Origin of the sequence: Nocardia vermiculata NBRC 100427, from assembly GCF_001613265.1 — a bacterium.
Classification (GTDB): Bacteria; Actinomycetota; Actinomycetes; order Mycobacteriales; family Mycobacteriaceae; genus Nocardia; species Nocardia vermiculata.
Genome location: NZ_BDCA01000001.1, coordinates 679,265 through 701,835, shown reverse-complemented (window position 1 = coordinate 701,835; position 22,571 = coordinate 679,265). Strand labels below are relative to the sequence as shown.

Annotated in this window: 20 protein-coding genes and 2 tRNA genes; 11 read left to right on the top strand and 11 right to left on the bottom strand. The window is 67.7% G+C overall.

The window, feature by feature from the left end:
- Positions 1 to 98: 98 nt before the first annotated feature.
- Positions 99 to 617 (top strand): helix-turn-helix domain-containing protein, encoded by a 519-nt coding sequence (locus NV2_RS30610; protein ID WP_084473794.1) that lies wholly within the window; start codon positions 99 to 101, stop codon positions 615 to 617.
- Positions 618 to 728: 111 nt separating this feature from the next.
- Here NV2_RS30610 and NV2_RS03255 read toward each other — a convergent pair whose 3' ends face one another.
- The 3 genes from NV2_RS03255 to pepN all read right to left on the bottom strand — a co-directional run bounded on the left by NV2_RS03255 (position 729) and on the right by pepN (position 4,643).
- Positions 729 to 1,319: a ClpP family protease gene (locus NV2_RS03255; RefSeq protein ID WP_067868796.1), complete on the bottom strand. Its 591-nt coding sequence runs from the start codon at positions 1,317 to 1,319 to the stop codon at positions 729 to 731.
- A 10-nt stretch (positions 1,320 to 1,329) separates the two neighbouring features.
- On the bottom strand, positions 1,330 to 1,938 hold the full coding sequence (locus NV2_RS03250) for a ClpP family protease (RefSeq protein ID WP_067868794.1): 609 nt from the start codon (positions 1,936 to 1,938) through the stop codon (positions 1,330 to 1,332).
- A gap of 116 nt (positions 1,939 to 2,054) precedes the next feature.
- Entirely contained in the window at positions 2,055 to 4,643 is a 2,589-nt protein-coding gene (gene pepN, locus NV2_RS03245) for an aminopeptidase N (RefSeq protein WP_067869350.1), read from the bottom strand.
- A gap of 169 nt (positions 4,644 to 4,812) precedes the next feature.
- Here pepN and NV2_RS03240 point away from each other — a divergent pair, with 169 nt between their 5' ends.
- Positions 4,813 to 5,637: a phosphoribosylaminoimidazolesuccinocarboxamide synthase gene (locus NV2_RS03240; RefSeq protein ID WP_067868792.1), complete on the top strand. Its 825-nt coding sequence runs from the start codon at positions 4,813 to 4,815 to the stop codon at positions 5,635 to 5,637.
- Positions 5,638 to 5,692: 55 nt separating this feature from the next.
- Here the strand turns inward: NV2_RS03240 and NV2_RS03235 are convergent, their stop codons facing one another.
- The gene (locus tag NV2_RS03235) at positions 5,693 to 6,913 is read right to left on the bottom strand and encodes an NAD(P)/FAD-dependent oxidoreductase (RefSeq protein WP_067868782.1); all 1,221 of its coding nucleotides are present in this window, start codon (positions 6,911 to 6,913) and stop codon (positions 5,693 to 5,695) included.
- Positions 6,914 to 7,057: 144 nt separating this feature from the next.
- On the opposite strand from NV2_RS03235, the gene NV2_RS03230 reads away from it, so the two are divergent.
- Positions 7,058 to 7,699, top strand: a complete 642-nt coding sequence (locus tag NV2_RS03230) for a mycothiol-dependent nitroreductase Rv2466c family protein (RefSeq protein WP_067868779.1) — start codon at positions 7,058 to 7,060, stop codon at positions 7,697 to 7,699.
- Here the strand turns inward: NV2_RS03230 and NV2_RS03225 are convergent.
- Complete coding sequence (locus NV2_RS03225; protein ID WP_307612536.1) at positions 7,696 to 8,790, bottom strand: M48 family metallopeptidase; 1,095 nt, start codon at positions 8,788 to 8,790, stop codon at positions 7,696 to 7,698. The two genes, NV2_RS03230 and NV2_RS03225, sit on opposite strands and share 4 nt — an antisense overlap.
- Before the next feature lie 73 nt (positions 8,791 to 8,863).
- Between NV2_RS03225 and NV2_RS03220 the strand changes: the two genes are divergently transcribed.
- Together NV2_RS03220 and NV2_RS03215 are read left to right on the top strand one after the other, a co-directional pair.
- Positions 8,864 to 9,334, top strand: a complete 471-nt coding sequence (locus tag NV2_RS03220) for a ribose-5-phosphate isomerase (RefSeq protein WP_067868776.1) — start codon at positions 8,864 to 8,866, stop codon at positions 9,332 to 9,334.
- Positions 9,335 to 9,354: 20 nt separating this feature from the next.
- On the top strand, positions 9,355 to 10,182 hold the full coding sequence (locus NV2_RS03215) for an Fpg/Nei family DNA glycosylase (protein ID WP_067868773.1): 828 nt from the start codon (positions 9,355 to 9,357) through the stop codon (positions 10,180 to 10,182).
- Here the strand turns inward: NV2_RS03215 and NV2_RS03210 are convergent.
- On the bottom strand, positions 10,158 to 11,189 hold the full coding sequence (locus NV2_RS03210; protein ID WP_084473791.1) for a GGDEF domain-containing protein: 1,032 nt from the start codon (positions 11,187 to 11,189) through the stop codon (positions 10,158 to 10,160). The two genes, NV2_RS03215 and NV2_RS03210, sit on opposite strands and share 25 nt — an antisense overlap.
- Positions 11,190 to 11,739: 550 nt before the next feature.
- Here NV2_RS03210 and NV2_RS03205 point away from each other — a divergent pair.
- Positions 11,740 to 11,810, top strand: a tRNA-Gly gene (locus NV2_RS03205).
- Positions 11,811 to 11,888: 78 nt separating this feature from the next.
- Positions 11,889 to 11,965: transfer RNA gene (locus tag NV2_RS03200), tRNA-Pro, on the top strand.
- Between the two features lie 59 nt (positions 11,966 to 12,024).
- Here NV2_RS03200 and NV2_RS03195 read toward each other — a convergent pair.
- The 5 genes from NV2_RS03195 to NV2_RS03175 form a co-directional block, all read right to left on the bottom strand.
- The gene (locus NV2_RS03195) at positions 12,025 to 12,912 is read right to left on the bottom strand and encodes an LLM class F420-dependent oxidoreductase (RefSeq protein ID WP_067868764.1); all 888 of its coding nucleotides are present in this window, start codon (positions 12,910 to 12,912) and stop codon (positions 12,025 to 12,027) included.
- A gap of 112 nt (positions 12,913 to 13,024) precedes the next feature.
- Complete coding sequence (locus NV2_RS03190) at positions 13,025 to 14,452, bottom strand: MmgE/PrpD family protein (protein WP_067868759.1); 1,428 nt, start codon at positions 14,450 to 14,452, stop codon at positions 13,025 to 13,027.
- Positions 14,449 to 15,288: a cyclase family protein gene (locus NV2_RS03185; RefSeq protein ID WP_067868756.1), complete on the bottom strand. Its 840-nt coding sequence runs from the start codon at positions 15,286 to 15,288 to the stop codon at positions 14,449 to 14,451. The genes NV2_RS03190 and NV2_RS03185 overlap by 4 nt, the downstream gene beginning before the upstream one ends.
- 3 nt (positions 15,289 to 15,291) lie before the next feature.
- Positions 15,292 to 16,125, bottom strand: coding sequence for an HpcH/HpaI aldolase/citrate lyase family protein (locus tag NV2_RS03180; RefSeq protein ID WP_067868754.1), 834 nt, complete (start codon positions 16,123 to 16,125; stop codon positions 15,292 to 15,294).
- Complete coding sequence (locus tag NV2_RS03175) at positions 16,122 to 16,916, bottom strand: IclR family transcriptional regulator (protein ID WP_067868753.1); 795 nt, start codon at positions 16,914 to 16,916, stop codon at positions 16,122 to 16,124. Before NV2_RS03175 ends, NV2_RS03180 begins: the two co-directional genes overlap by 4 nt.
- A 210-nt stretch (positions 16,917 to 17,126) precedes the next feature.
- Between NV2_RS03175 and NV2_RS03170 the strand changes: the two genes are divergently transcribed.
- Genes NV2_RS03170 through NV2_RS03155 form a run of 4 tightly spaced genes read left to right on the top strand, consistent with a single transcriptional unit; the run spans position 17,127 to position 22,553 of the window.
- Positions 17,127 to 18,488 carry an FAD-dependent oxidoreductase gene (locus tag NV2_RS03170; RefSeq protein WP_218018941.1) on the top strand — a complete coding sequence of 454 codons (1,362 nt, stop codon included), beginning with the start codon at positions 17,127 to 17,129 and terminating at the stop codon, positions 18,486 to 18,488.
- Positions 18,489 to 18,528: 40 nt separating this feature from the next.
- Positions 18,529 to 19,998 carry a dihydroorotase gene (locus NV2_RS03165; protein ID WP_067868746.1) on the top strand — a complete coding sequence of 490 codons (1,470 nt, stop codon included), beginning with the start codon at positions 18,529 to 18,531 and terminating at the stop codon, positions 19,996 to 19,998.
- Positions 19,999 to 20,008: 10 nt separating this feature from the next.
- Positions 20,009 to 21,226: a CaiB/BaiF CoA transferase family protein gene (locus tag NV2_RS03160; protein ID WP_245662411.1), complete on the top strand. Its 1,218-nt coding sequence runs from the start codon at positions 20,009 to 20,011 to the stop codon at positions 21,224 to 21,226.
- 28 nt (positions 21,227 to 21,254) lie between these two features.
- Positions 21,255 to 22,553, top strand: a complete 1,299-nt coding sequence (locus NV2_RS03155) for an MFS transporter (protein ID WP_067868744.1) — start codon at positions 21,255 to 21,257, stop codon at positions 22,551 to 22,553.
- Positions 22,554 to 22,571: the final 18 nt, after the last annotated feature.

Genomic DNA, 22,571 nt, shown 5'->3' with positions numbered 1-22,571 from the left:
GGGTGCGTTTTTGTCTGCACACCGGTCGGCCGCGTTCCGGGATTCGCTGTGAGCGTAAGCGCGCCCGCCGCGCGGCCCCTCGGACGTAGGCTCGGCATATGGCGGACTTCCCGACACTGCGTGCGATCTCCGGCGGACACGACCAGGCCGCACGGCAGTCACCGGCCGCCGAGCCGCCGTCGGTCCCGGTCCCGGATCGCACTCCCGTCTCGATCCCCGACGGCTCGGAGGACCGAGCACGTCCGGAGCTGGTGCGACCGACCCCGGTGCGGGCCCTGCGTCCGGCCCGGCCCGGGGGCGCGGCGGAACCCTTGTGGCGTGAGGTGCTCGGCCGCCGATTGCGGGAACGGCGCCTCGATCTGGGCGAGACGCTCGCTCGCACCGCGGGACGGGCCGGAATCTCACCCCAGTACCTGTCCGAGATCGAACGCGGCCGCAAAGAGCCGTCGAGCGAGATGATCGCGGCCCTGACCGGCGCGCTCGGCACCACACTGGGCGAGCTGGCCGCCACTGTCGCCGACGATCTGCAGCGGGCCACGCGCCTTACCTCGTTCGGCCGTCCGGACGACACGGCATCGGTCGGCCGCCCGACCGACACCATGCTGCTCGCCGCCTGAGCCGATCGCCGCACCCGGCCGCTGCCACCGCGCGTCCGCTGCCGGGTAACACCGGCATCGGCGTCACACAGTGCAGCTTCCGCAGTGTGGCGGACCCAGGGCCGGGCCGGCTCAGGGACGCTCGCCCAGAATCCGGTCGACGAGCCCGTACTCCAGTGCCGCCTGCGCGGTGAACACCCGGTCACGATCCGTGTCGTGGCGCAGTGTGGTCGCGTCCTGACCGGTGTGCCTGGACAGGATCGTCTCGATCTCGGCTCGCATCCGCACCAGTTCGTCGGCCTGGATGATCAGGTCGGGGATCGCCCCCTGCCCACGAGTGGCCGGCTGGTGCAATACGGCGCGCGCGTGCGGGAGCATCGACCGGCGTCCGTCCGCGCCGCCCGCCAGCAGTACCGCCCCCACCGCGATGGCTTGGCCGACACAGGTGGTCGCCACCGGTGACGAGATGTGCTGCATGGTGTCGTAGATCGCCAGCATCGCCGACAGATCGCCGCCCTCGCAGTTGATGTAGAGGTTGATCTCCTGGCCCGGGCTGTCGGCATCCAGATGCAGCAGCTGTGCGATCAACGCATTGGCCACGCCCGAATCGATGGGGGTGCCCAGATAGGCGATCCGCTCGGTGAGCAGATGGGAGTAGACGTCCATGACTCGCTCGCCGTGCGGGTGCTGGGCGATGACATTGGGGATGGTGTAACTGGTCACGAGTTCCTCCTCAGGCCGAGATTCCGACGCGATGGCGTTGTGGAATCACCTGATCGAAGGAGTCCACGATGTGATCGACGAAGCCGTAGTCGCGGGCCTCGGTGGCGGTGAACCAGCGGTCGTGCAGCGAATCCTCGTAGACCCGGTCGAACGGCTGGCCGGTATCCGCGGCGATCAGGCCCAATACCGTGTTGACGGTGTGGCGCAGATCGTCGGCTTGTACTTCCACCTCACCCGCGCTGCCACCGATACCGGCCGACCCCTGATGCATCAGAATGCGCGCATGCGGCAGGGCGTACCGCCTGCCCGGGGTTCCGGCCGAGAGCAGGAACTGTCCGGCGCTGCAGGCCAATCCGAGCGCCAGCGTCGAGACAGTGCACGGCACCAGCCGCATCACGTCGCGGATCGCCAGCATCGAGGGGACCGATCCGCCGGGGGAGTGGATCCACAGCGAGATGTCGGCGTCGGGGGCCTCTGCGGCCAGGGTGAGCAGCTGGGTGGTGAGCAGGGTCCCGTTGTCGTCGTCGAGCCCGCCGTCGAGCACGAGAATGCGACGGCCGAGTAGTTGTTCCCGCGAGCGCCAGCTGAACAGCGGTGTCTTGGTGTCGTCGTGAGCCATGCGTCCACGGTGCACCCGGGGGCGTCCCGAGAACGCGAGATGCTGCTGTGGGCAGATCCGCTCACAGCAGCGGGCGGTGGCGGTGGGGCAGGCCCACCCACCACCGTCCGTCCTGATCAGGCGATATCGGCCGCGCGGGCACGCAGTGACCGCTCGATACCGGCCTTACCCTCGATCACCAGGCGGCGCAGGGCCGGTGGGTGATCACCGCTGAGGAACTTGTCGGCCGCGGCGATCGCCTCCTCGTTGATGGCCCAGTGCGGGTAGAGGCCGACCACGACGGTCTGGGCCACCTCGCTGGAGCGGCGCTCCCACACCGAGGCGATCTCGTCGAAGTAGCGCTGCACGTACGGGGTCAGCAGCTCGCCCTGACCGACGGGAGCGAATCCGCCGACGATGGCCCGGGCGGTGATGTTCGGTACCGAATCGTCGTCCATCACCGTGCGCCAGGCCTTCTCCTTCACCTCGGCCTGCGGACGAGCGGTGGCGGCCGCGGCGGCCTGGCGGCGACCGGCGGCGGTGGGATCGCGCTCCAATTCCGCGTCGATGACCGGGGTTTCGGTGGTTTCCGCGTCGAGCTGGCCTGCTGCCGCCAGCGCCTGCACGATCCGCCAGCGCAGATCGGTGTCGACCGCGAGCCCCGGCAACTGCGCCGCGGCCGGGTCGGAATCGAGTAGCAGGGTGCCGAGCACCTCGCTGTGCCACGGGGACAGGCGTGCGGCGGTGAGCGCGTTCACGAATGCGAGCTGGTGGTCCGAACCCGGTTCGGCCGCGCGGGCGAGTTCCAGCAGGCGGTCGGCGAAGGCAGGCCAGCCGGTCTGATCCGCCCATTCCGGGTCGGCGTAGCTCGCCAGGGCGGTGTGTGCCTGCATCAGCAGCCGTTGCACCACGCCGATCTCGGTTTCCGCGCCCACGCCGCCCTGGATCAGCGCCACGAAATCGCGGGCCCGCATCTCGGCCTGGCGGGTCATTTCCCAGGCGGCGGACCAGCACAGCGTGCGCGGCAGCGATTCGGCGATATCGGCGATCCTGGTGGTGACCGTGTCGAGCGAGTGCGGGTCCAGTCGCAGCGAGCAATAGGTGAGGTCGTCGTCGTTGACCAGAACCAGTTGGCCCCGTTCGACTCCCACCAGTTCGGGTACCTCGGTGCGCTCGGCGGCGTCCAGATCGAGCTCCACGCGGCGGGTGCGTACCAGCTTTCCGTCCCGGTCGTCGTAGACGCCGATGGCCAGCCGGTGTACGCGCCGCTCACCCGCTCCGGGGGCGGCACCGTCCTGGACGACGGCGAACCGGGTGAACTTCCCGTCGTCGTCCACCTCGAAATCGGGCCGCAGCGTATTCAGGCCGGTGGTCTTCAGCCACTGCGCGCCCCAACCGGAAAGGTCACGCCCGGAAGACTTCTCGAGTGCTCCGACCAGATCGTCGAAGGTGGCGTTGCCGAAGGCGTGTGCGGCGAAGTAGTCGCGCAGGCCGGCGAGGAACGGCTCCAGCCCGACGTAGGCCACCAGTTGCTTGAGGACCGAGGCGCCCTTGGCGTAGGTGATGCCGTCGAAATTGACCTCGACCGCGGCCAGATCCGGAATATCGGCGGCGATGGGATGGGTGGAGGGCAGCTGATCCTGCCGGTAGGCCCACGACTTCTCGACATTCGCGAAAGTGGTCCAGGCCCCGGTGTATTCGGTGGCCTCGGTCTGGCACAGGACCGACGCGAAGGTGGCGAACGACTCGTTCAGCCACAGATCGTCCCACCATTTCATGGTCACCAGGTCGCCGAACCACATGTGCGCCATCTCGTGCAGCACGGTCTCGGCACGGCGCTCGTAGGAGGCGCGAGTGACCTTGGACCGGAACACGTAGTCCTCGAGGAAGGTCACCGCACCGGCATTCTCCATGGCGCCGGCATTGAACTCGGGGACGAACAACTGGTCGTACTTGCCGAAGACGTAGGGGACGCCGAAGTTGCGGTGGTAGAAGGCGAAGCCCTGTTTGGTTTCGGTGAAAAGCCTTTCCGCGTCCATGAATTCGGCGAGCGAGGCACGGCAGTAGATGCCCAGCGGGATGGTGGACCGATCGTCGGTGTAGACGTCGATCCACTTGGCGTACGGTCCGGCGATCAGCGCGACCAGATAGGTACTCATCGGCGGCGTGGTCGCGAAGGTGTGCTCGACCGCATCGCCCTCGGCCCGGGTCTCGATCGCGGCGCCGTTGGAGATCACCTCCCAGTCGCTCGGGGCGGTGACCGAAATGTCATAGGTGGCCTTCAGATCGGGCTGGTCGAAGCAGGCGAACATCCGCTTCGCGTCGGCCGTCTCGAACTGCGAGTACAGGTACACCTTGTCGTCGGTCGGATCGACGAAGCGGTGCAGGCCCTCACCGGTGTGGGAGTACTCGCAGTCCGCCTCCACCACCAGTTCGTTGTGCTCGGCCAGATCGGTCAGGGTGATGCCGTGCGACTCGTCGTATCCGGAGACGTCGACAGTGGTGCCGTTGAGCACGGCCGAGCGCACTCCGGCGGCGACGATATCGATGAAGGTCTGCGCGCCGGCGGTGGCGGTGAAGGTCACCGTGGAGCGGGAGTGGAAGGTCTCGTGTGCGGGGCCCTCCGACCGTTTCCCGGTGAGGTCGAGTTCGACTCGATAGTTGTCCACGCTGATCGTCGAGGCCCGCGCGATGGCCTGCTCGCGGGTGAGATTCGGTGCAGACAAGGAGACTCCTTCGCTCGAGACCGGTCGATGAACCGCGCTGTTGATGTAGTCGCAGCCCAGAATGCCATGTTCGCGACCACCGCGCGCCACGCCACCGAAGGTTCGTGGCCATCGGACCGCTCGGTAGGCTGAGCGTTCGTTGCGGCGCTCAGTGATACGAGGAGGACGGTTGAAGCACATCCACGCCGGTAAGGTGCGTGATCTCTACGCCGACGGCGAATCGTTGATTCTGGTCGCGTCCGATCGCGTATCGGTGTACGACGTGGTGCTGCCGACGCCGATCCCGGACAAGGGCGCGCTGCTCACCCAGCTGTCGAACTGGTGGTTCGACTATTTCGCCGATGTCCCCAACCACGTAGTGTCCACGACCGATGTCCCGGACGAATTCACCGGCCGCGCGGTGCGGGTTCGTCCGCTGCAGATGGTGCAGGTGGAATGCATCGCCCGCGGCTACCTGGTCGGGTCCGGTCTCCAGGAGTACCGCCACACCGGTGCCGTATCGGGGGTGCGCCTGCCCGAGGGGCTGCGCGAGGGCGACCGGCTGCCGGAGCCGATCTTCACTCCCACCACCAAGGCGTCGGCGGGCCACGACGAACCGATCACCTTCGACGACGTGGTGAACCAGGAGGGCCGCGAGGTCGCGGAGCGGCTGCGCGCACTGACGCTCGAGATCTACACCCGGGGCGCCGAGCATGCCGCCGAACGCGGTGTGATCATCGCCGATACGAAGGTCGAATTCGGCTGGAACGCGGATGTCCTCACTCTGGGTGACGAGGTGCTGACCTCGGATTCGTCCCGTTTCTGGCCGGCGGACGAATGGGAGCCGGGCCGTGCCCAGCGCTCGTTCGACAAGCAGTTCGTGCGCGACTGGGCGACCTCCACCGGGTGGGACAAGGAACCGCCCGGCCCGGAGATTCCGTCCGACATCGTGGCGGCGACACGGGAGAAGTACATGGACGCCTATCAGCGCATCACCGGCCACACCTGGTCCTGATCGCGGTATGCCCGGTCCCGCCGAGCGGCAACGCCGTCGGCGGGACGGGACCCGGTTACAGGGGTGTGGCGGTATCGGCGAGGACTGCGGGGTCCACCGGCTGCGCGCCGAGGATCAACTCCTTGATCCGGTCGGTGACATCCCAGACGTTCACATTCATGCCGGCCAGCACGCGATTGCCGGAGTCCAGCCAGAACGCGACGAATTCGCGGGCGCCGACGTCGCCGCGGACCACGACCGAGGTGGTGGTGCCGGGCGCGACGTACCCGGTGTACTCCATACCGAGGTCGTACTGGTCGGTGAAGAAATACGGCAGCCGATCGTAGGTCGCGGGGCGCTCCAGCATGGTCAGCGCCGCGACGGCCGGTTGATTGAGCGCGGTGGCCCAGTGTTCGACCCGCACCCGTTGCCCCAGCACCGGGTGCTGGTGATCCGCGATATCGCCGACCGCGACGATATCCGGATCGCTGCTGGCCAGGCTTTCATCGACGAGGACACCGCCCTCGACGGCGAGCCCGGCATCGGCGGCCGGTTCGATATTCGGCCGGGCGCCCACCGCGACCAGCACCGCGTCGGCGTCGACGATCGTATCGTCGGACAGTCGCACACCGGTGGCCTTACCGTCGGCGGTGACGATTTCGGCGACTTGTACACCGCAGCGCAGATCCACTTCGTGGGCGCGATGCAACTCGGCGAAAACCGTGCCCATTTCCTCGCCGAGCGCGGCCCGCAGCGGAACCGGGCCCATCTCCAGCACCGTCACCTCGACGCCCGCGGCGCGTGCGGCCGCAGTGACCTCGAGTCCGATCCAGCCCGCACCGATCACCACCAGCCGCCGCGCCGTGCCGAACAGCGACAGCAAGGCATCGGACTGCTCGATGGTCCGCAGCAGGTACACCCCCTCCGCATCGGCACCGGGGATCGGGAGCCGGCGTGGGCGTGACCCCGTCGCCAAGCCCAGTTTGTCGTAGGCGAGTGTCGAACCATCGGGCAGGGCAACAGTTTTCGAGGATCGATCGATCGAGGTCACGGTGGTCCCGAGTAGTAGATCGATACCGTTGTCCCGATACCACTCGGCGGGGTGCACGGTGAAGTCGGCCAGCGCCTGCTTCCCGAACAGATGTTCCTTCGACAGCGGCGGCCGTTCGTAGGGTGGCTGCGTCTCCGCGCCGATGACCGTGAGTGATCCGTCGAAGCCGTTGTCGCGCAACGACTCCGCTAGCTTCGCGGCGGCCAGACCACCGCCGACGACGACAAACCTGGAATCTGTGGGCATGGCAGAACCTCCGGGCAGTGGCAACCAGGGTCGAGTGCGACTCTAACCCGCGAGATGCCGTATCCGGGAAATAACGCAGACATTGCGGTGTTGTCGATTATCGAGGGCGGGGCACGCGGCCTCCCCCGGTTCGAAAGGACGAATGTGAGCGATCGGACGACCACGGACCGCGTCGACTTCTGGTTCGACCCCCTGTGCCCCTGGTGCTGGATCACCTCGCGCTGGATCCTGGAGGTCGAGAAGGTCCGTGAGATCGAAACCCACTTCCATGTCATGAGCCTCGCGGTGCTCAACGAGGGCCGTGATCTGCCCGAGCAGTACGTGGAGATGATGAAGTCGGCGTGGGGCCCGGTGCGGGTGGCGATCGCGGCCGCCGAACAGCACGGTGACCAGGTCTTGTCCCCGCTGTACACGGCGATGGGTACCCGCATTCACGACCGTAGGTCCGACTACGAGCAGGAGGATCGTGCCGCCACCCTGACGGCTGTGGTCGCCGACGCGCTCGCAGAGGTCGAACTACCGGCCGATCTTGCACGAGCAGCCACGAGCACCGACTACGACGAGGCGCTGCGCGCGAGTCATCACGCGGGGATGGACAAGGTCGGGCCGGATGTGGGCACGCCGACCATCCATATCAACGGTGTCGCATTCTTCGGTCCGGTGCTGTCGCGGATTCCGCGCGGGGAGGATGCCGGAAAGGTGTGGGACGGTGCGGTGGCGCTCGCGTCGTATCCGCACTTCTTCGAACTCAAGCGCACCCGCACCGAGGACCCGGAGTTCGACTAGCGCGGCAAGTAGCTGGAGTAGTACTCGCCGTACCCCGACGGACCGTACCTGCCGGTGTCGGTGGGCGGCCCCGCCTGCGGTGGGCCGGTGACCGGTGGTGGATACGGCGGCGCGGCCACCGCCGGTCGCGGTGGCGGCCCGCCCGGGCGCCAGAACATGTTGCCGTGCCGGCTGCGGTCACGCAGCGCCCACATCCGCCAGGTCAGCACCGGATGCGACGACATGGCATTGACGATCCAGATGAAGAACCCCTTCTCCTGGCAGGCTCGATCGGCCATCTCGTCGAACCCGACCAGCGAATTGAGGTACTTACCGCCGGCGAGCGTCTGCATCGCGCCGCGCGCACCGTCGGGGCGATTGCACAAGCCGTGATTGTCGGCGGTGTACTCCTGTGAACGGATCAGCGCATTGCCCAGCAGCGGCAGGAACGGCACCAGGAACATGCCCAGCTGGCGCCAGTACGAGACGTGGCCCGCCGCGATGTGGCCGACCTCGTGCCCGATGATGAACGCCAGCGCATCCGGGTCGCGCGCCTGACCGCCGACCTCGAACAGATCGCTGTAGACGGCGACGTAACGGCGGAAACCGTGCCCGGAGGCGAAGGCATTGATCTGCCCGTTGCCGAGTACCACGTAGGCGTCCGGAACGGTCGCCATACCGAAACGCGCTGCGGCCTCGGCGACCATGCGATACCCCTCGGGGAACTGGGTCGGCGACATCTTCACCGCATTGAGCCGCTGCGTCGAGTAGGTGGTGCCGCGACCGAACCACACCAGGATCGGTGCCAGGACCAACCCCAGGACGACATAGTTCATCAGTCCGAACAGCAGGAACAACAGAGCGAACAGGTAGGCCAGAACGGTCGCCATGATCACCACGACCAGCAGTGCGATCTCCCAGCTGTGGCGGGCCGGCCGGCCCCACGGTGACAGTCCGGTGGTCGGCTGGTACGGCGGGATCACCGGTGGTGAGAACGGTTGCTGCGGGCCCCATCCCGGTGGCCCCTGACGCGGGTCCCATCCGGTCATACCGGTCACCGGATTCCACCCCGGTCCGCGCCCCTGTACTGGTGACTGATCGTCGGACTCCATGGGCTGAACTCTATAGAGAATCCGCAGACCACCCCGTGACGCGGCGTCGGCTCAGCCTGACACAATCTCAGCCATGCGCGTATACCTGGGTGCCGACCATGCCGGCTTCGAATTGAAGAACCAAGTCAAGGATCATCTGACGCAGGCCGGCCACGACGTGGTCGACTGCGGAGCCCACGAGTACGACGCCGTCGACGACTATCCGGCGTTCTGCATCGACGCCGCCCGTCGCGTGGTCGCGGACCCGGGCAGTCTCGGCATCGTCTTCGGCGGCAGCGGCAACGGCGAGCAGATCGCCGCGAACAAGGTCCCCGGTGCGCGCTGTGCGCTGGCCTGGAGCGTGGAAACTGCCAAGCTCGCCCGCGAGCACAACAATGCGCAGCTCATGGGGATCGGCGGCCGGATGCACAGCACCGAGGAGGCTTTCGCGATCATCGATGCCTTCCTGGCTACCCGATGGTCGGACGAGGCGCGCCACCAGCGGCGGATCGACATCATCGCCGAGTACGAGAAGTCCGGTCAGCCGCCGGCCGTCGAGGGCTAGGCAGGTACGGATTTCGCTCGATGCCTGAAGGGCATACGCTGCACCGCCTGGCGAAGCTGCATCAGCGCCGCTTCGCCGGTGGCGTGGTACGTGTTTCGAGTCCGCAGGGACGTTTCGCCGACGGTGCGGCCCTGGTGGACGGTGGCGTGCTGATCGGATCCGAGGCGTGGGGCAAACATCTGCTGCACCGTTACGACTCGGGTCTGGTCGTGCATGTGCATCTGGGCCTGTACGGCACCTTCACCGAATCGCCCGTGCCGCTGAGTGAGCCGGTCGGACAGGTGCGGATGCGGATGATCGGCGCGGGAAAATCGAACGGCGAGTGTTACGGCACCGATCTACGCGGTCCGACGGCCTGTGAAGTGCTGTACGAGCCCGAGGTCGAGGCGCTCACCGCCCGGCTCGGCCCGGACCCGCTGCGGCGCAATGCCGATCCCGAGCGGGCGGCGGCTCGTATTCGTCGTTCCGGGCGCTCGATCGCAGCGCTGCTGATGGACCAATCGGTCGTGGCGGGGGTCGGCAACGTGTACCGCGCGGAAGTGCTGTTCCGGCACGGTATCTCGCCGCACCGGACCGGCCGCTCGATCACCGTGGCGGAATGGGACGCGCTGTGGACGGATCTGGTGGCGCTGATGAAGACCGGGGTGCGCCGGGGCGCGATCGTGGTGGTCCGTCCGGAACACGACCGGGGCGCACCCGCATATGCCACGGGTAAGCCGCGGACCTATGTCTATCGCCGGGCGGGCGAGCCCTGCCGGATCTGCGCGACCACCGTCGCGCACGGCGTGCTCGAGGGCCGGAATCTGTTCTGGTGCCCGTCCTGTCAGCCGGCGACGGCGGCGTCGTAACGCAGCCGGGTGGCGTCGGCGCCGTAGTGGAGCCGGGTGGCATCGTAGCCGCCCGGCTCGCTCTCGGTGTCCTCGAGTTCGGACAGCGCGAACTGCCGCTTACCTGCCGTCTTCGCCGAGTACATCGCGCGGTCTGCGCTGCGCAGCAGATCCGAGAAATCGCACGGCCGCCCGGGCGGTGAGAAGGCGGTCCCGACGCTGGCCGATACCGGAACCGGTCCGGCTTCGGTGTGGACCGGATCGTGTAGCGCGGTCAACACGCGCATCGCCACCTCGGCGAGGGTATTGCGGTGGGCGGGTAGTGCGACGACGAATTCGTCGCCGCCGTAGCGGCATACGACAGCCTCGTCGGGGCAGGCGGCGCGCAGCCGCCGCGAGATCGCCACGAGTACCTCGTCACCCACCGAATGGCCGTGACCGTCGTTGATCTGTTTGAAATCGTCCAGGTCGATCAGCAGCAGGCCGACGCCGCGAGTGTGGTCGGTGGCCATGATCCGTACCCGCTCCTGCAGCAGGGAACGATTGGCCAGATCGGTCAGTGCATCGTGGGTGGCCTCGTGCCGTAACCGGTTCTGCAGCTGTGCGATCTCCTGTACCCGGACCGACACCGCTGCCGTCAGATTGCGCTCCTGCTGTGCCAATGCCCGCTGTTGGAGGGCCTCGGCGTAGCTGTCGATGGCGTGGCTGGCGACGAACGGCCACCGGGTGGCGACCAGGGAGCCGGAATCGCCGGGGGCGAAGCCCAGCAGGGCCCTGGTGGCCGGCGCGAGCATCCGGGTGCGGTCGAACGGAGCCTCGGCGAGGCGCCGACCGATGGCGCGAGCCGCGGTCACCGGGAACGGTTCCCACTGTGCAAGATTCAACAATTCGTCGATGATCGCGCCGAACACCCACTCCAGGTGTTCGGGTGCGACCGTCAGCCCGCTACCGGGATAGACGGCACGAGCCCAGTCCCGTGTCGTCGCCGCGACGATCGCGGCGGTCTGTGCGTCGAGTTCGGCGGTCATCGCCGATCACCTCGCGCAGACGTCGTCGACGCCGGCGCTCCGGCCGGTCACGCCCTCCGGAACGCGCTCACTGCTTCGCGGTCGAGTACACCTTCGGCGCACGCTCACCGCCCCCTTTCCAGAAACCCCCGTCCGGCAAAAAGGATCATAGCAAGCCACCCGGTATCGAAAGACGCTGATTTGCAACCTGTTCCGATACCTCGCGAATGGCGATCGGCAGTGTGATCGCTGCCGTACCCATGGTGTTACACCGGGACCCCGTGTGTCGCCTGCGGCGTGTTGCATACGCTCGGGCCGTTGGTCCGCAGGTGGTTCCGTGAAAAGGTGTTGTTCGAGGTCATTCGGGGCGTCTGCTCGGTGATAGCACTCGACTATCACGATTTCGGTGATGAGTATCACAAGATGAATCGCTGCCACCGGGGCGTCGGGACGGTGGTGGAGTGGTGGCACCGGAAAAGTCGGGGGTGCCCGATTGGCATTCCGTCCGTGAAGTTCGGTACAGTCCTACACGCAGACGACATCGTGGCGATCCCAATGGTGTCGTATGCCTGCGGGTGTAGTTCAATGGTAGAACCTCAGCCTTCCAAGCTGATGGTGCGGGTTCGATTCCCGTCACCCGCTCCGACATGGGGATCGTACAGATCCCCGGCCACGGGCTCCGCCCACTCGGGAGGTCTCGGCGCCCGCGCCGGGCGGCCACGGGATGTAGCGCAGCTTGGTAGCGCATCCGCTTTGGGAGCGGAGGGTCGCAGGTTCAAATCCTGTCATCCCGACCATTTCACGCCGATCCGGCGCCCGGCTGAACAGCCGGGGCGCCGGGGCGAGATGTGGGTAATCAGCGACGAATCAAATTCAGCCGCTCGGCGCAGGCCGACAGTTCGTCTTTCGCCTGCTCCAGGTCCGAGGTGTCGCTCGGTGCCAGCACCAGGCGGTCCGCGCCGAGGTCGGCCAGCTTGCCGGCACGTTCCGGCGTGATCCGGGTGACCAGATGTCCCAACGTGAGTTCCAGGGCGTCGGGGTCGCGGTCGGCGCGTTCGGCAGTCTCGCGCATCAGCGCTACAGTGGCGCGCAGTTCCTCCCCGGCCAGCCCCAGTGGCTGCAGACCGTCCCCGTAGCGGCCGGCGCGCCGGGCGGCCGCCGCGGAGTGGCCACCGATGTGGATCGGAACACCCTCGGGTCGCACGGGTTTCGGGTAGGACAGTGCGTTGTCGAAATCGAAGAACTCACCGTGGTGGGTGGCGCCACCGGGGCCCGGCTCCGCCCACAAGGCGCGCATCACCTGGATCGATTCATCGGTGCGGCGGCCCCGGGTGCTGAATTCGGCGCCGCAGGCCTCGATCTCCTCGCGCATCCAGCCCACCCCCACACAGAGCCGGACCCGGCCGCCGCAGAGCCGGTCCACCGTGGCGACTCGCTTGGCCAGCGTCACCGGGTGGTGATTGGGCAGGATCAGCACGCCGGTGGCCAGGCCGATCGTCGTGGTAACGGCGGCCAGGTACGCGAGGGTGTCCAGGGGGTCGGGGATCGGGCAGCTCTCGGGGATCTCCATCTTTCCGGAACTGGCGTACGGGTAGACGCTGGAATATCCGCTGATGACCACCGGATGTTCGACCAGCACGAGGGATTCGAAGCCACAGGACTCGGCGTGGCGGGCGTATTCGCCGATCCACTGCGGATCGGCGGTCGTACCGGTTGCGGAGGGTGCGATCACTGCGTACTGCATCGATCGACGTTAACGGACCTGTGCCCGGGTGGTGTGAGGCTCCCGGTGAATGGAAAGCGCCACCGCCGGATCCGTCCGGACCCGGCGGTGGCCTGCTTTGCCGTCCGGGAAGTCAGTCCCGCACGGTTGCCAGCAGCGCGTCGAGTGAATCGGCCGTGGACAGGCCCAAGGCCTGCGCGGCGACCGACTGCGCGACGTCTGCGGCCAGCCGGCCCTCGACGTTGAGCTCGAACTTGCGGGTGAGTTCGGCGTCGGAGAGCGGGTGCACCGGTCCGCCACGATTGTGGTCGACCCGTGCTTCGTGCCAGGTGCCCGCGCGGGTTCGCACCCGCAGTACGGCCGGGAACTGGTGCGGATAGATCTCATCGCATCGGTCGTCACTGTGTGCGGTGACCAGGGCCGCGAGCGCGAGCGTGCGCGGGTCCCGGGCCGCCTCGTCGGTGAAATCGCGATGCCCGACACCGAGTCCGGACCCGCCCAGCAGTGCGCGCGCCACCGTGAACGGACCGGAGAACGCCGCGTGATATCCCGACTCCGGGGCGGCCTTCGACTCGGCCGGTTCGGCGATGGTGCGGAGTACGGGGGTCGGCACGCCGAGATCGATCTCGACGATGTCGTCGGGATCGAGCCCGCCGCTCCGCAGGGTACGGGCGGCATCGATGCCCGCATGCGTGAAGTGGTTGCACGGATACGGCTTGAAGAAGATGCCCGGCAGTTCCCACTGCTCGCCCAGGTCCACGGTCACCTTGGCGGCATCGCCGCGGTCACCGCAGAACGCGTACAGGAATCCGAATCGGCCCTCGATAACGGTCGGTGGCCCGGTGAGACCGTGTCGGGCGAGCTCGGCCGCGGTCACCCCCGAATGTGCGGCCCAGCCACAGTGCGCACGCTTGACCGTGCCGCCGGTCCGGTTGGCCTCGAGCAGGCCGGCACCGAAACTGGCAGCGATACCCATCGCGTCGGCGATACCTTCGGCGTCGAGGCCGTACAGCATCGCGGCCGCGGCGGCGGAGCCGACCGCACCACAGATCGAGGTGGCGTGCTGACCGCGCTCGAAGAACTCGGAGTTGCCGAGTTCCTCGTCGTAGCCGCCCATCCCCAGGCGCACCGCGATCTCGATACCGACTCCCGCGGCGTCGAGTACCGCAGCACCCGTCGCCGCGACCGCCTCACCCACGGCCAGGGCGGCGGGGATCACCGACGCGGACGGATGCAGGACCGAGGGCAGGTGGGTGTCGTCGGAATCCATGGAATGGGCGAGGGTGCCGTTCACCAGTGCCGCGGTGGCAGCCGGGAAGCGGGCGCCGGTGCCGATGCCGGTGGCGGCGGGGTCACCGCCCCAGCCGCGAGCCACCGCGGTCACCGCCCGCGCGGACGGTTGCCCCTGGGCGGCAAGAGAATTGCCGAGAACATCGAGCACCCGACGAGCGACGTCGCGGTGCAAGTCGGCGGGTAGGCCATCGATCCGGATCCGGTCGGCGAGCGCGGCCAGCCGACCGACGACGGTCCCTTGCAGGTCGTGCCGGGTAGTCGTGCTCATCGGGCGACCACCGCCACCGGACGCACCGGTGAACCGGTTCCGCCCGTGATCCGCAGCGGAGCCATGACGAACGTGAACTCGGTGAGGCCGCGCTCGCTCGCGTGCTCCAGGTTCAGGTGCTCGATGATGTGGATACCATTGTCCACCAGCAGGACTCGATGAACGGGGAGCACGCTGTGGCCCTTGCCCGCCGGGATCTGCTCGAACGCGGTGGTATCCGCGCCGGCGGCCACGATGCCCGCCTCGGCGAGCCAGCGCGCGGCGCTGACGTCGGCGCCGGGAACGCCGTCCTGCTGTCCGAGGTAACGCTGCGGCTCGTCGAAATGCCGGGCCCAACCGGTGCGGATGAGTACCACGTCGCCGCGGCGCGGGCGCACGCCGGCCGCGTCGGCGGCGTCGCACAGATCCTGTTCGGTGACGGCCTGCCCGGCCTCCAGGGTGTCGACGCCCCGCACGCGCGCCACATCCAGCAGCAGGCCTCGGCGGAGCAGGAACGGAATGGATTCCGCGCCCAGTTGGGAGAATCGGCCGCCCAGCTGCGCCTCCTGCGCGTCCACACCGCCGTGCAGCTTTCCCTCGTGGCTGACATGGGAGAGCGCGTCGACATGGGTTCCGACGTGTCCACCGGTCACGATGATCTCGTTGGACGCGGACCCACCGTCGGGGCGGACCATATCGCCGTGCCGGCGGATCAGAGTCATCCGGAAGCCGGGGTGGTTGGGTGAGCACGGCATGCCGGTCGTGTGCGGGTGCCCGAGTTCCACCGTGTCCACGTCGGTGGATGTGACGGCGTGCAACAGCGCGTCGGGTTCGGTGCTGACGGTACGTGTGGTCATATTTCACTCCTGATACTGAGTCGCTGCCGCCCGATCGAGGACCACGCGGGCGTTCGCGACCACGGCGGGGTCGATGAAGCGGCCGTCCTCGTCGAGTACGGCTGTTTCGCCGGCGGCGAGCGATGTCGCGGCCCGGTCGATGATTCGACGAGCTCGTCGTTGCTCGTCCGATGTGGGCGTATAGGCGTTGTTGACTATCTCGATCTGTTTCGGATGGACGACCGACCGGCCGAAGAACCCCGCGGCGAGCCCGGCACGCGATGTTTCGGTCAGGCCGGCGAGATCGTCGACGGCGGTCCAGACGCTCTGCACCGGCGACCCCAGCCCCGCGGCGCGGGACGCGGCGACGATCCATCCCCGTGCCCAGGCCAGGCCCCCGGGGTGCACCCGCAGATCGGCCGCGAGGTCGGCCTCGCCCAGTGCGATTCCGGTGACCCGGGGATGGCACTGCGCGATCCGTGGCGCCGCGAGCAACCCCGCGGCGGATTCGACGATGGCATGCACCGGGCAGCGGATTCGTCCGGCTGCCGCCGAAACTGATTCGGGCGCTTCGGCTTTCGGCAGTCGAACACCCGACGGGAGCTCGGCCGCGGATTCCAGAGCCCGGAGTTCGTTGTCGAGCCACGGTGACCCGACCGCGTTCAGCCGCAACCAGATCAGGCGGCCCGGGGGTGCGTCCCGCAGTGCGGCGAGCGCGTTGTCCAGGGCGCGGTCTTTCGCGTCGACCGGGACGGCATCCTCGAGATCGATGACGACCGCGTCGGCGGCACTGGCGAACGCCTTGCCGATCCGCTCGACCCGATGACCGGGTACGTAGAGCCAGCTGCGGGGGATCATTTCGCCTCCGCGGCAGCCGAATTCGGCGGACGGTAGCCGAGAGCGCGGGAGATACGCTGTGCGGCTTCGAGAACCGGCTCTTCGTAGCGGTCGCAGGCCTCGTCGGTCATCCGGTAGCTGGGACCGCACACCGAGACCGCGCCGATCACCGATCCGTCCGCTCCGAAGACCGCCGCCGCGATCGAGCCGGCCCCCTCCTGTCGTTCGCCCGTGGAGCGGCACACTCCCCGCTGCCGGGCGGCTCGCAGGATGTCGCGCAACGCAGCAGGGTCCACGACGGTCGTGGTGGTCAGGCGCTCGAGCGGCCGCGACAGCAGATCTTCCTGCTCGTCATCGGACAGATGGGCGGCGATGACGCGGCCGGAGGAGCCGCTGTGCAGGTCGAACCGTCGTCCCAGCTCGACGGTCATCTTGATCTCCTGGGTGCTCTCGACCTGGTCGAGATAGACGCGTCCGCCCGGCACGCGACCGGATACCGTCGCCGTCTCGCCGGTGACCTGCTGCAGGTCGACCAGTGCCTCGCGCGCCTTGCGGCGCAGCGGTGACACGTCCAGTGCGCGGGCGCCGAGGGTGGCCGCAGCCGGTCCGAGCAGGTATCGGCGGGTGTCGGGCTCGTACAGCAGTAATCCGCATTCGACGAAGGTGGTCAGGATGCGGTGGGCGACCGCCTTCGACATCCCGGTCGCCCGGGCGATCTCCGAGACGCCCAATGCACTCGACCGTCGCCCGAATTCGAGCAGCACTTCCGCCGCCCGAGCCGCGGCTGTGGTGCCTCCACCGGAGGGCTCCATCGTGGCTCCGTTTCTTCGCTGTGTCACCGAACAAGGCCTGAGCTAGTTGTACCGCCTAGCGAAACGATTGTCTAGCTATCGGTTTGAGTTATAACCGCGTTTCCGGAAAGTAAAACCAGTAGGGAGACCTTGCGCGCCGTTGGCTGAACGTGCATAGTGCTGAGTACCACATTCTGATGTTCCGCTCAGCGGAACGAGTTAGGAGGAAGGGTGGAGAGTCCCGAAATCGACCTCGTCGTCGCGGGCGCCGGTGGTGGCCTCGTGGCCGCGCTGCGAGCGGCCGAACTCGGTTCGACCGTGCTCGTCATCGACTCGGACGAGCATTTCCAGCGCGGCAACAACACATCGATGTGCACCGCGATGATCCCGGCGGCGGGAACTCGCTGGCAGCAGGCGGCCGGGGTGGACGACAGCCCGGAACACTTCCTGGCCGACATCGAACGCAAGACCGGTGGGACGGCAGACCGCCGAGTGGCCGGCGCGCTGGCCCTGGCCGGTGCTCCGCTGGTCACCTGGCTGGCGGACGTGCAGGGCCTCGACCTCGAACTCGTCACCGACTTCCGCTACCCCGGACACAGTGCCGATCGGTGTCACACCATCCCCGGCCGGCACGGGTCCCGGCTCCTGAAGCATCTGGTGCGGCGCGTCGAAGAACACCCGCGCATCGAGCTGATCGCGCCGATGTCCCTGCGCGCAGTGGATACCACGTCCGGGCGCGTGTCGGGTGTCGAGATCGCCACTCCGGACGGACATACCGAATCGCTGAAAACGAACGCGGTCCTGTTGGCCACCAACGGTTTCGGGGCCGACAGCGCACTGGTGCGCGAACTGATCCCCGAGATCGCCGACTCCCACTACCACGGCGGCCGGTTCAGCCGTGGTGACGCGCTGCGGCTCGGGCGGGAGCTGGGTGCCGACACCGCATTTCTGGATGCCTATCAAGGGCATGCCGCGCTGTCCTCACGGAGTCAGACCCTGGTCGGTTGGGCCACGGTTGTGCACGGTGGCATTATTGTCAATCGAGAGGGACGGCGCTTCGCACCCGAATCGACCGGATATTCGGAGTTCGCCGCCATCCTCGCCGCCCAGCCCGGTGCGGCCGGTTGGATCGTCATCGACGAGCACATCGAAGAGCTGTGCTCACGATTCGACGACTTCCGGACCGCCGCCGCGGGCGGCTCACTGATTCGTGCCGGGTCGGCCGAGGAACTGGCCGAAGCCATCGGGGTGCCCGCGGATGCACTCGCCGACGAGCTGGCCGCGGCCCAGCGCGCGGCCGGTGGTGCGGAACCCGATCGGCAGGGCCGAGTGGACCGGCGGTATCCGCTGGCCGCGCCGTACGTCGCCATCGCGATCACGCCGGCACTGTTCCACACCCAGGGCGGCCTGGTGGTGGACGAACACGCGCGGGTCCTGGCGAGCGGGACACCGATCCCGGGCCTCTACGCCTCCGGCGGCGCGGCGATCGGGATCTCGGGCCACGGGGCCGGCGGCTACCTCGCCGGCAACGGGCTCATCACCGCGCTCGGCCTCGCCTACCTCGCGGCCGAGCACGTGCAGGCCGCCGCCTGACCTATTCGCCTACTCGTCATAGAGCAGAAGGAACGAGAGTATGACCAACTACCTGATCAAGAACGGCACCGTCGTCCGACCCGACGCCGAGGCACCCGAAGCGGGCGAGACCGCCGACGTCCTCGTCGTGGACGGGAAGATCGCCGCGATCGGGCCGGACCTGCGCCCGGAGAACCCGGAGCGCATCGAGACCGTCGATGCCACCGGCAAGCTCGTATTCCCCGGTGTGGTGGATGCGCATCAGCACTGGGGCATCTACAACCCGCTCGCCGAGGACACGCTCACCGAATCCCGCGCCAGCGCGCAGGGCGGGGTCACCACCGCCCTGACCTACATGCGCACCGGGCAGTACTACCTGAACAAGGGCGGCGCCTACGCCGACTTCTTCCCCGAGGTACTCGATGCCTCGGCGGGGCGCAGCTATATCGACTACGCCTTCCACCTCGCGCCGATGTCGAAGCAGCACATCGGTGAGATTCCCGACCTGGCCTCCGGCCAGGGCGTGACCTCGTTCAAGATCTTCATGTTCTACGGCAGCCACGGTCTGCACGGGCGCTCGACCTCGCAGAGCGACTTCCTGATGATCCCGGAGGACGAGCGCTACGACATCGCGCATTTCGAGTTCGTCATGCGTGGAGTGCAGCGGGCCCGTGAGCAGTACCCCGAACTCGCCGAGCACATCTCGCTGTCGTTGCACTGCGAGACCGCCGAGATCATGAGTGCCTACACCAAGCTCGTGGAGCAGGAGGGGACGCTGAGCGGACTGGCCGCCTATAGTGCCTCCCGGCCGCAGCACTCCGAGGGCCTGGCCGTCACCATCGCCTCGTTCCTGGCCGACGAGACCGGTCTCCCGAATATCAATCTGCTGCATCTGAGTTCGGCGAAGGCACTGAAGGCCGCCATGAAGATGGCGGCGGCGTTCCCGCACGTGAACTTCCGGCGTGAGGTCACCATCGGCCACTTGCTCACCGATATCGACAATGTGAACGGGCTGGGAGCCAAGGTGAATCCGCCGATCCGCCCGCGCGAGGACGTCGAGGCGCTGTGGGAGCATCTGCTGGCCGGCGATATCGACTGGGTCGTCTCCGATCATGCCTGCTGCAAGGACGAGGTGAAATTCGGCGAGGATCGCGACGATGTGTTCGCCGCCAAGTCCGGCTTCGGCGGTACCGAATACCTGCTGCCCGGGCTGATCACCGAGGGCACCCGGCGCGGACTGTCGCTGCGGCGCATCGCCCAGCTCACCGCGTCGAATCCGGCCGACCGCTACGGCCTGCCCGGCAAGGGGCGCTTGACGGTCGGCGGCGACGCCGATATCGCGATCGTCGATCCGGCGCGCACCTGGACCGTGCGGGCCGCGGAGTCGGAGTCCACTCAGGAGTACACCCCGTTCGAGGGCTTCGAACTGAGCGCCGCGGTCACCGACACCTTCGTTCGCGGTAACCGAGTCCTGACCGACGGTGCGGTCACCGGTGATCCGACGGGCCGCTACCTGGCCCGTCCGTACTGAGGAGGGTGCGGTGAGTGTGCAAGCAGCCGGGGACGGTCCCGCGGGCCCGTTGCGCGGTATCAAGGTTCTCGACGCCTCCACCATCCTGGCCGGACCGCTCTCGGCGCAGATCCTGGGTGATTTCGGTGCCGAGGTCATCAAGATCGAACATCCGGCCAAGCCGGACGGCATGCGCGGTCACGGCCTGGACAAGGACGGAACTCCACTGTGGTGGAAGATGATCAGCCGCAACAAGCAGACGATCACGCTGAACCTCGGTACTCCGGAGGGACAGGACATCTTCCGGGAGCTGGCAGCCGAGGCCGATGTCGTGGTCGAGAACTTCCGCCCCGGCACCTTCGAGCGCTGGGGGCTGTCCTACCAGGAGCTGACCCGGCGCAACCCGGGACTGATCATGCTGCGCGTCACGGGATTCGGTCAGACGGGCCCCTACGCCAAGCGCCCGGCATTCGGCACGCTGGTCGAATCGATGAGCGGTTTCGCCCATCTGACCGGTGGTCCGGAGGGGCCGCCCACGCTGCCCGCCTTCGGCCTCGCGGATTCGATCGCGGGTGTCGCCGGATCGGCGGCGATCTCGATGGCGCTGTTCGATCGCGAACGCAACGGCGGGACCGGACAGGAGATCGACCTCGATCTGCTCACCCCGATCATGACTGCGGTCGGTCCCGGAGTCATCTACGCCGACCAGCTGGGGATCGATCAGGAACGGACCGGGAACCGGTCGCAGAACAACGCCCCTAGAAACCTGTACCGCACCGCGGACGGGAACTGGGTCGCGATCTCGACCAGCGCACAGGCGATCGCCGAACGGGTGTTGCGCCTGGTGGGGCATCCCGAGGTGATCGACGAGGAATGGTTCGCGACGGGCCGCACCCGCGCCGAACATGCGGACCTGCTGGATCGCTATGTCGGCGACTGGATCGCCGAACGCACCCGCGACCAGGTCATAGACCTGTTCGAGGAGGCCGGGGCGGCAGTCGCGCCGGTATACAAGCCGAGCGATCTGTTGCGCGACCCGCAGGTCGTCGCCACCGACATGATCACCACCGTCTCCGACGACGAACTCGGGCCGATGCGGATGCAGAACGTGATGTGGCGAATGGGGCGTACCCCGGGCGCCATCCGTCACACCGGACGAGCCGTGGGTGCCGACACCGACGACGTCCTCACTCACCTCGGGCGCAGCTCCGAGGATATCGACAAGCTGCGGTCGCGCGGGGTCGTCTGACCTGCCACAACTCTACTAGGAGTTCGCTATGAAATCGCGTTGGCTGACTATCGCCATCATTCTGGGATTGGTGGTGGTGAACTATATCGACCGCAGCGCCATATCCTACGCAGCCAGTGATCTGAAGAGTGAATTCGGAATCACCGCAGGACAATACGGAATCATCAGCTCCGCATTCTCCATCGGCTACATGCTCTTCGCACTGCTGTCGGGGCCGATGGTCGACCGGTTCGGTGCGCGCCGAGTCCTCATCGGCGGCATGTTCATCTGGGCCGCGGCCACGGCACTGACGCCCTTCGCCGGCGGGTTCATCGGGCTCATCCTGTTGCGCATCGTCCTCGGTTCCGGTGAGGCGCCGTGCTTCCCGGCCGCGACCAGGATCACCAGCCGGTGGTTGCCGGTACAGGAGCGGGGCAAGGCACTAGCGCTCATCGGCGGTGTCGCCGTCTCGGGCAGCCTGCTCGTCGGCGGCCCGATCCTGACCCAGCTGATCGCTTTCGCGGGGTGGAAGGGCATGTTCTGGATCCTCGCCGTCGCCGGAATCGCTTGGGTGGCCGTGGCTCTCCCGTCGTTGAAGAACTCGCCCAGTGAGGCGTCGTTCGTTTCCGAGGAAGAGTTGCGCTACATCCGGGCGGGGCAGCAGGACGGTGAGGACAGCGGCCATCAGGAGAAGGTCGACTGGGGTCAGATCCTGCGCAACCGCAACCTGTGGCTCGTGGGCCTCGGCTATTTCTCGTGGGGCTTCATGTTCTGGGCCTTCATGTACTGGCTCCCGCAGTACCTGGAAGGTGAATTCGAGCTGTCGATCAAGGAAGTCGGAGGCTTCTCGATCGCGCCGTGGGCCGCCGGGGTGGTCGGCGCGCTGGCGGGCGGGGTCATCGTCGACCGCGTCTACAAGCGCACTCGCAGCGTTCGGTCGCGATTCGTCATCATCGGCGTGGCGCTGCTACTCGCGGGCCTGTCGGTGCTGCCGATTCCGCTGGTCGGCGGCAACCTGACCGTCGCCGTGATCTGTATCTCGGCCGGCGTCGGCTTCGGCTTCGTCACCGGCGGCATCTGGTGGGTCGCCGCGATCGACGCGGCGCCGACCCAGCCCGGTACGGCGGCCGGCCTGGCGGATGCCTGCTTCGCGCTCGCCGGGATCGTCGCGCCGTCGGTCATGGGTTTCGTGGTGACTCGGACCGGGACCTACGACGGCGGTTTCATCACGATGACGGTGCTGTGTGTGGTGGGCGCCGCGGCGATGCTGATCTTCGCCCGGGAGCCGTCGCAGCAAATTCCGGATGACCGCCCATCCACCGAAGACGGGCTCGCCGCAACCGTATAGCGGCTCCCCGGCGGGCAG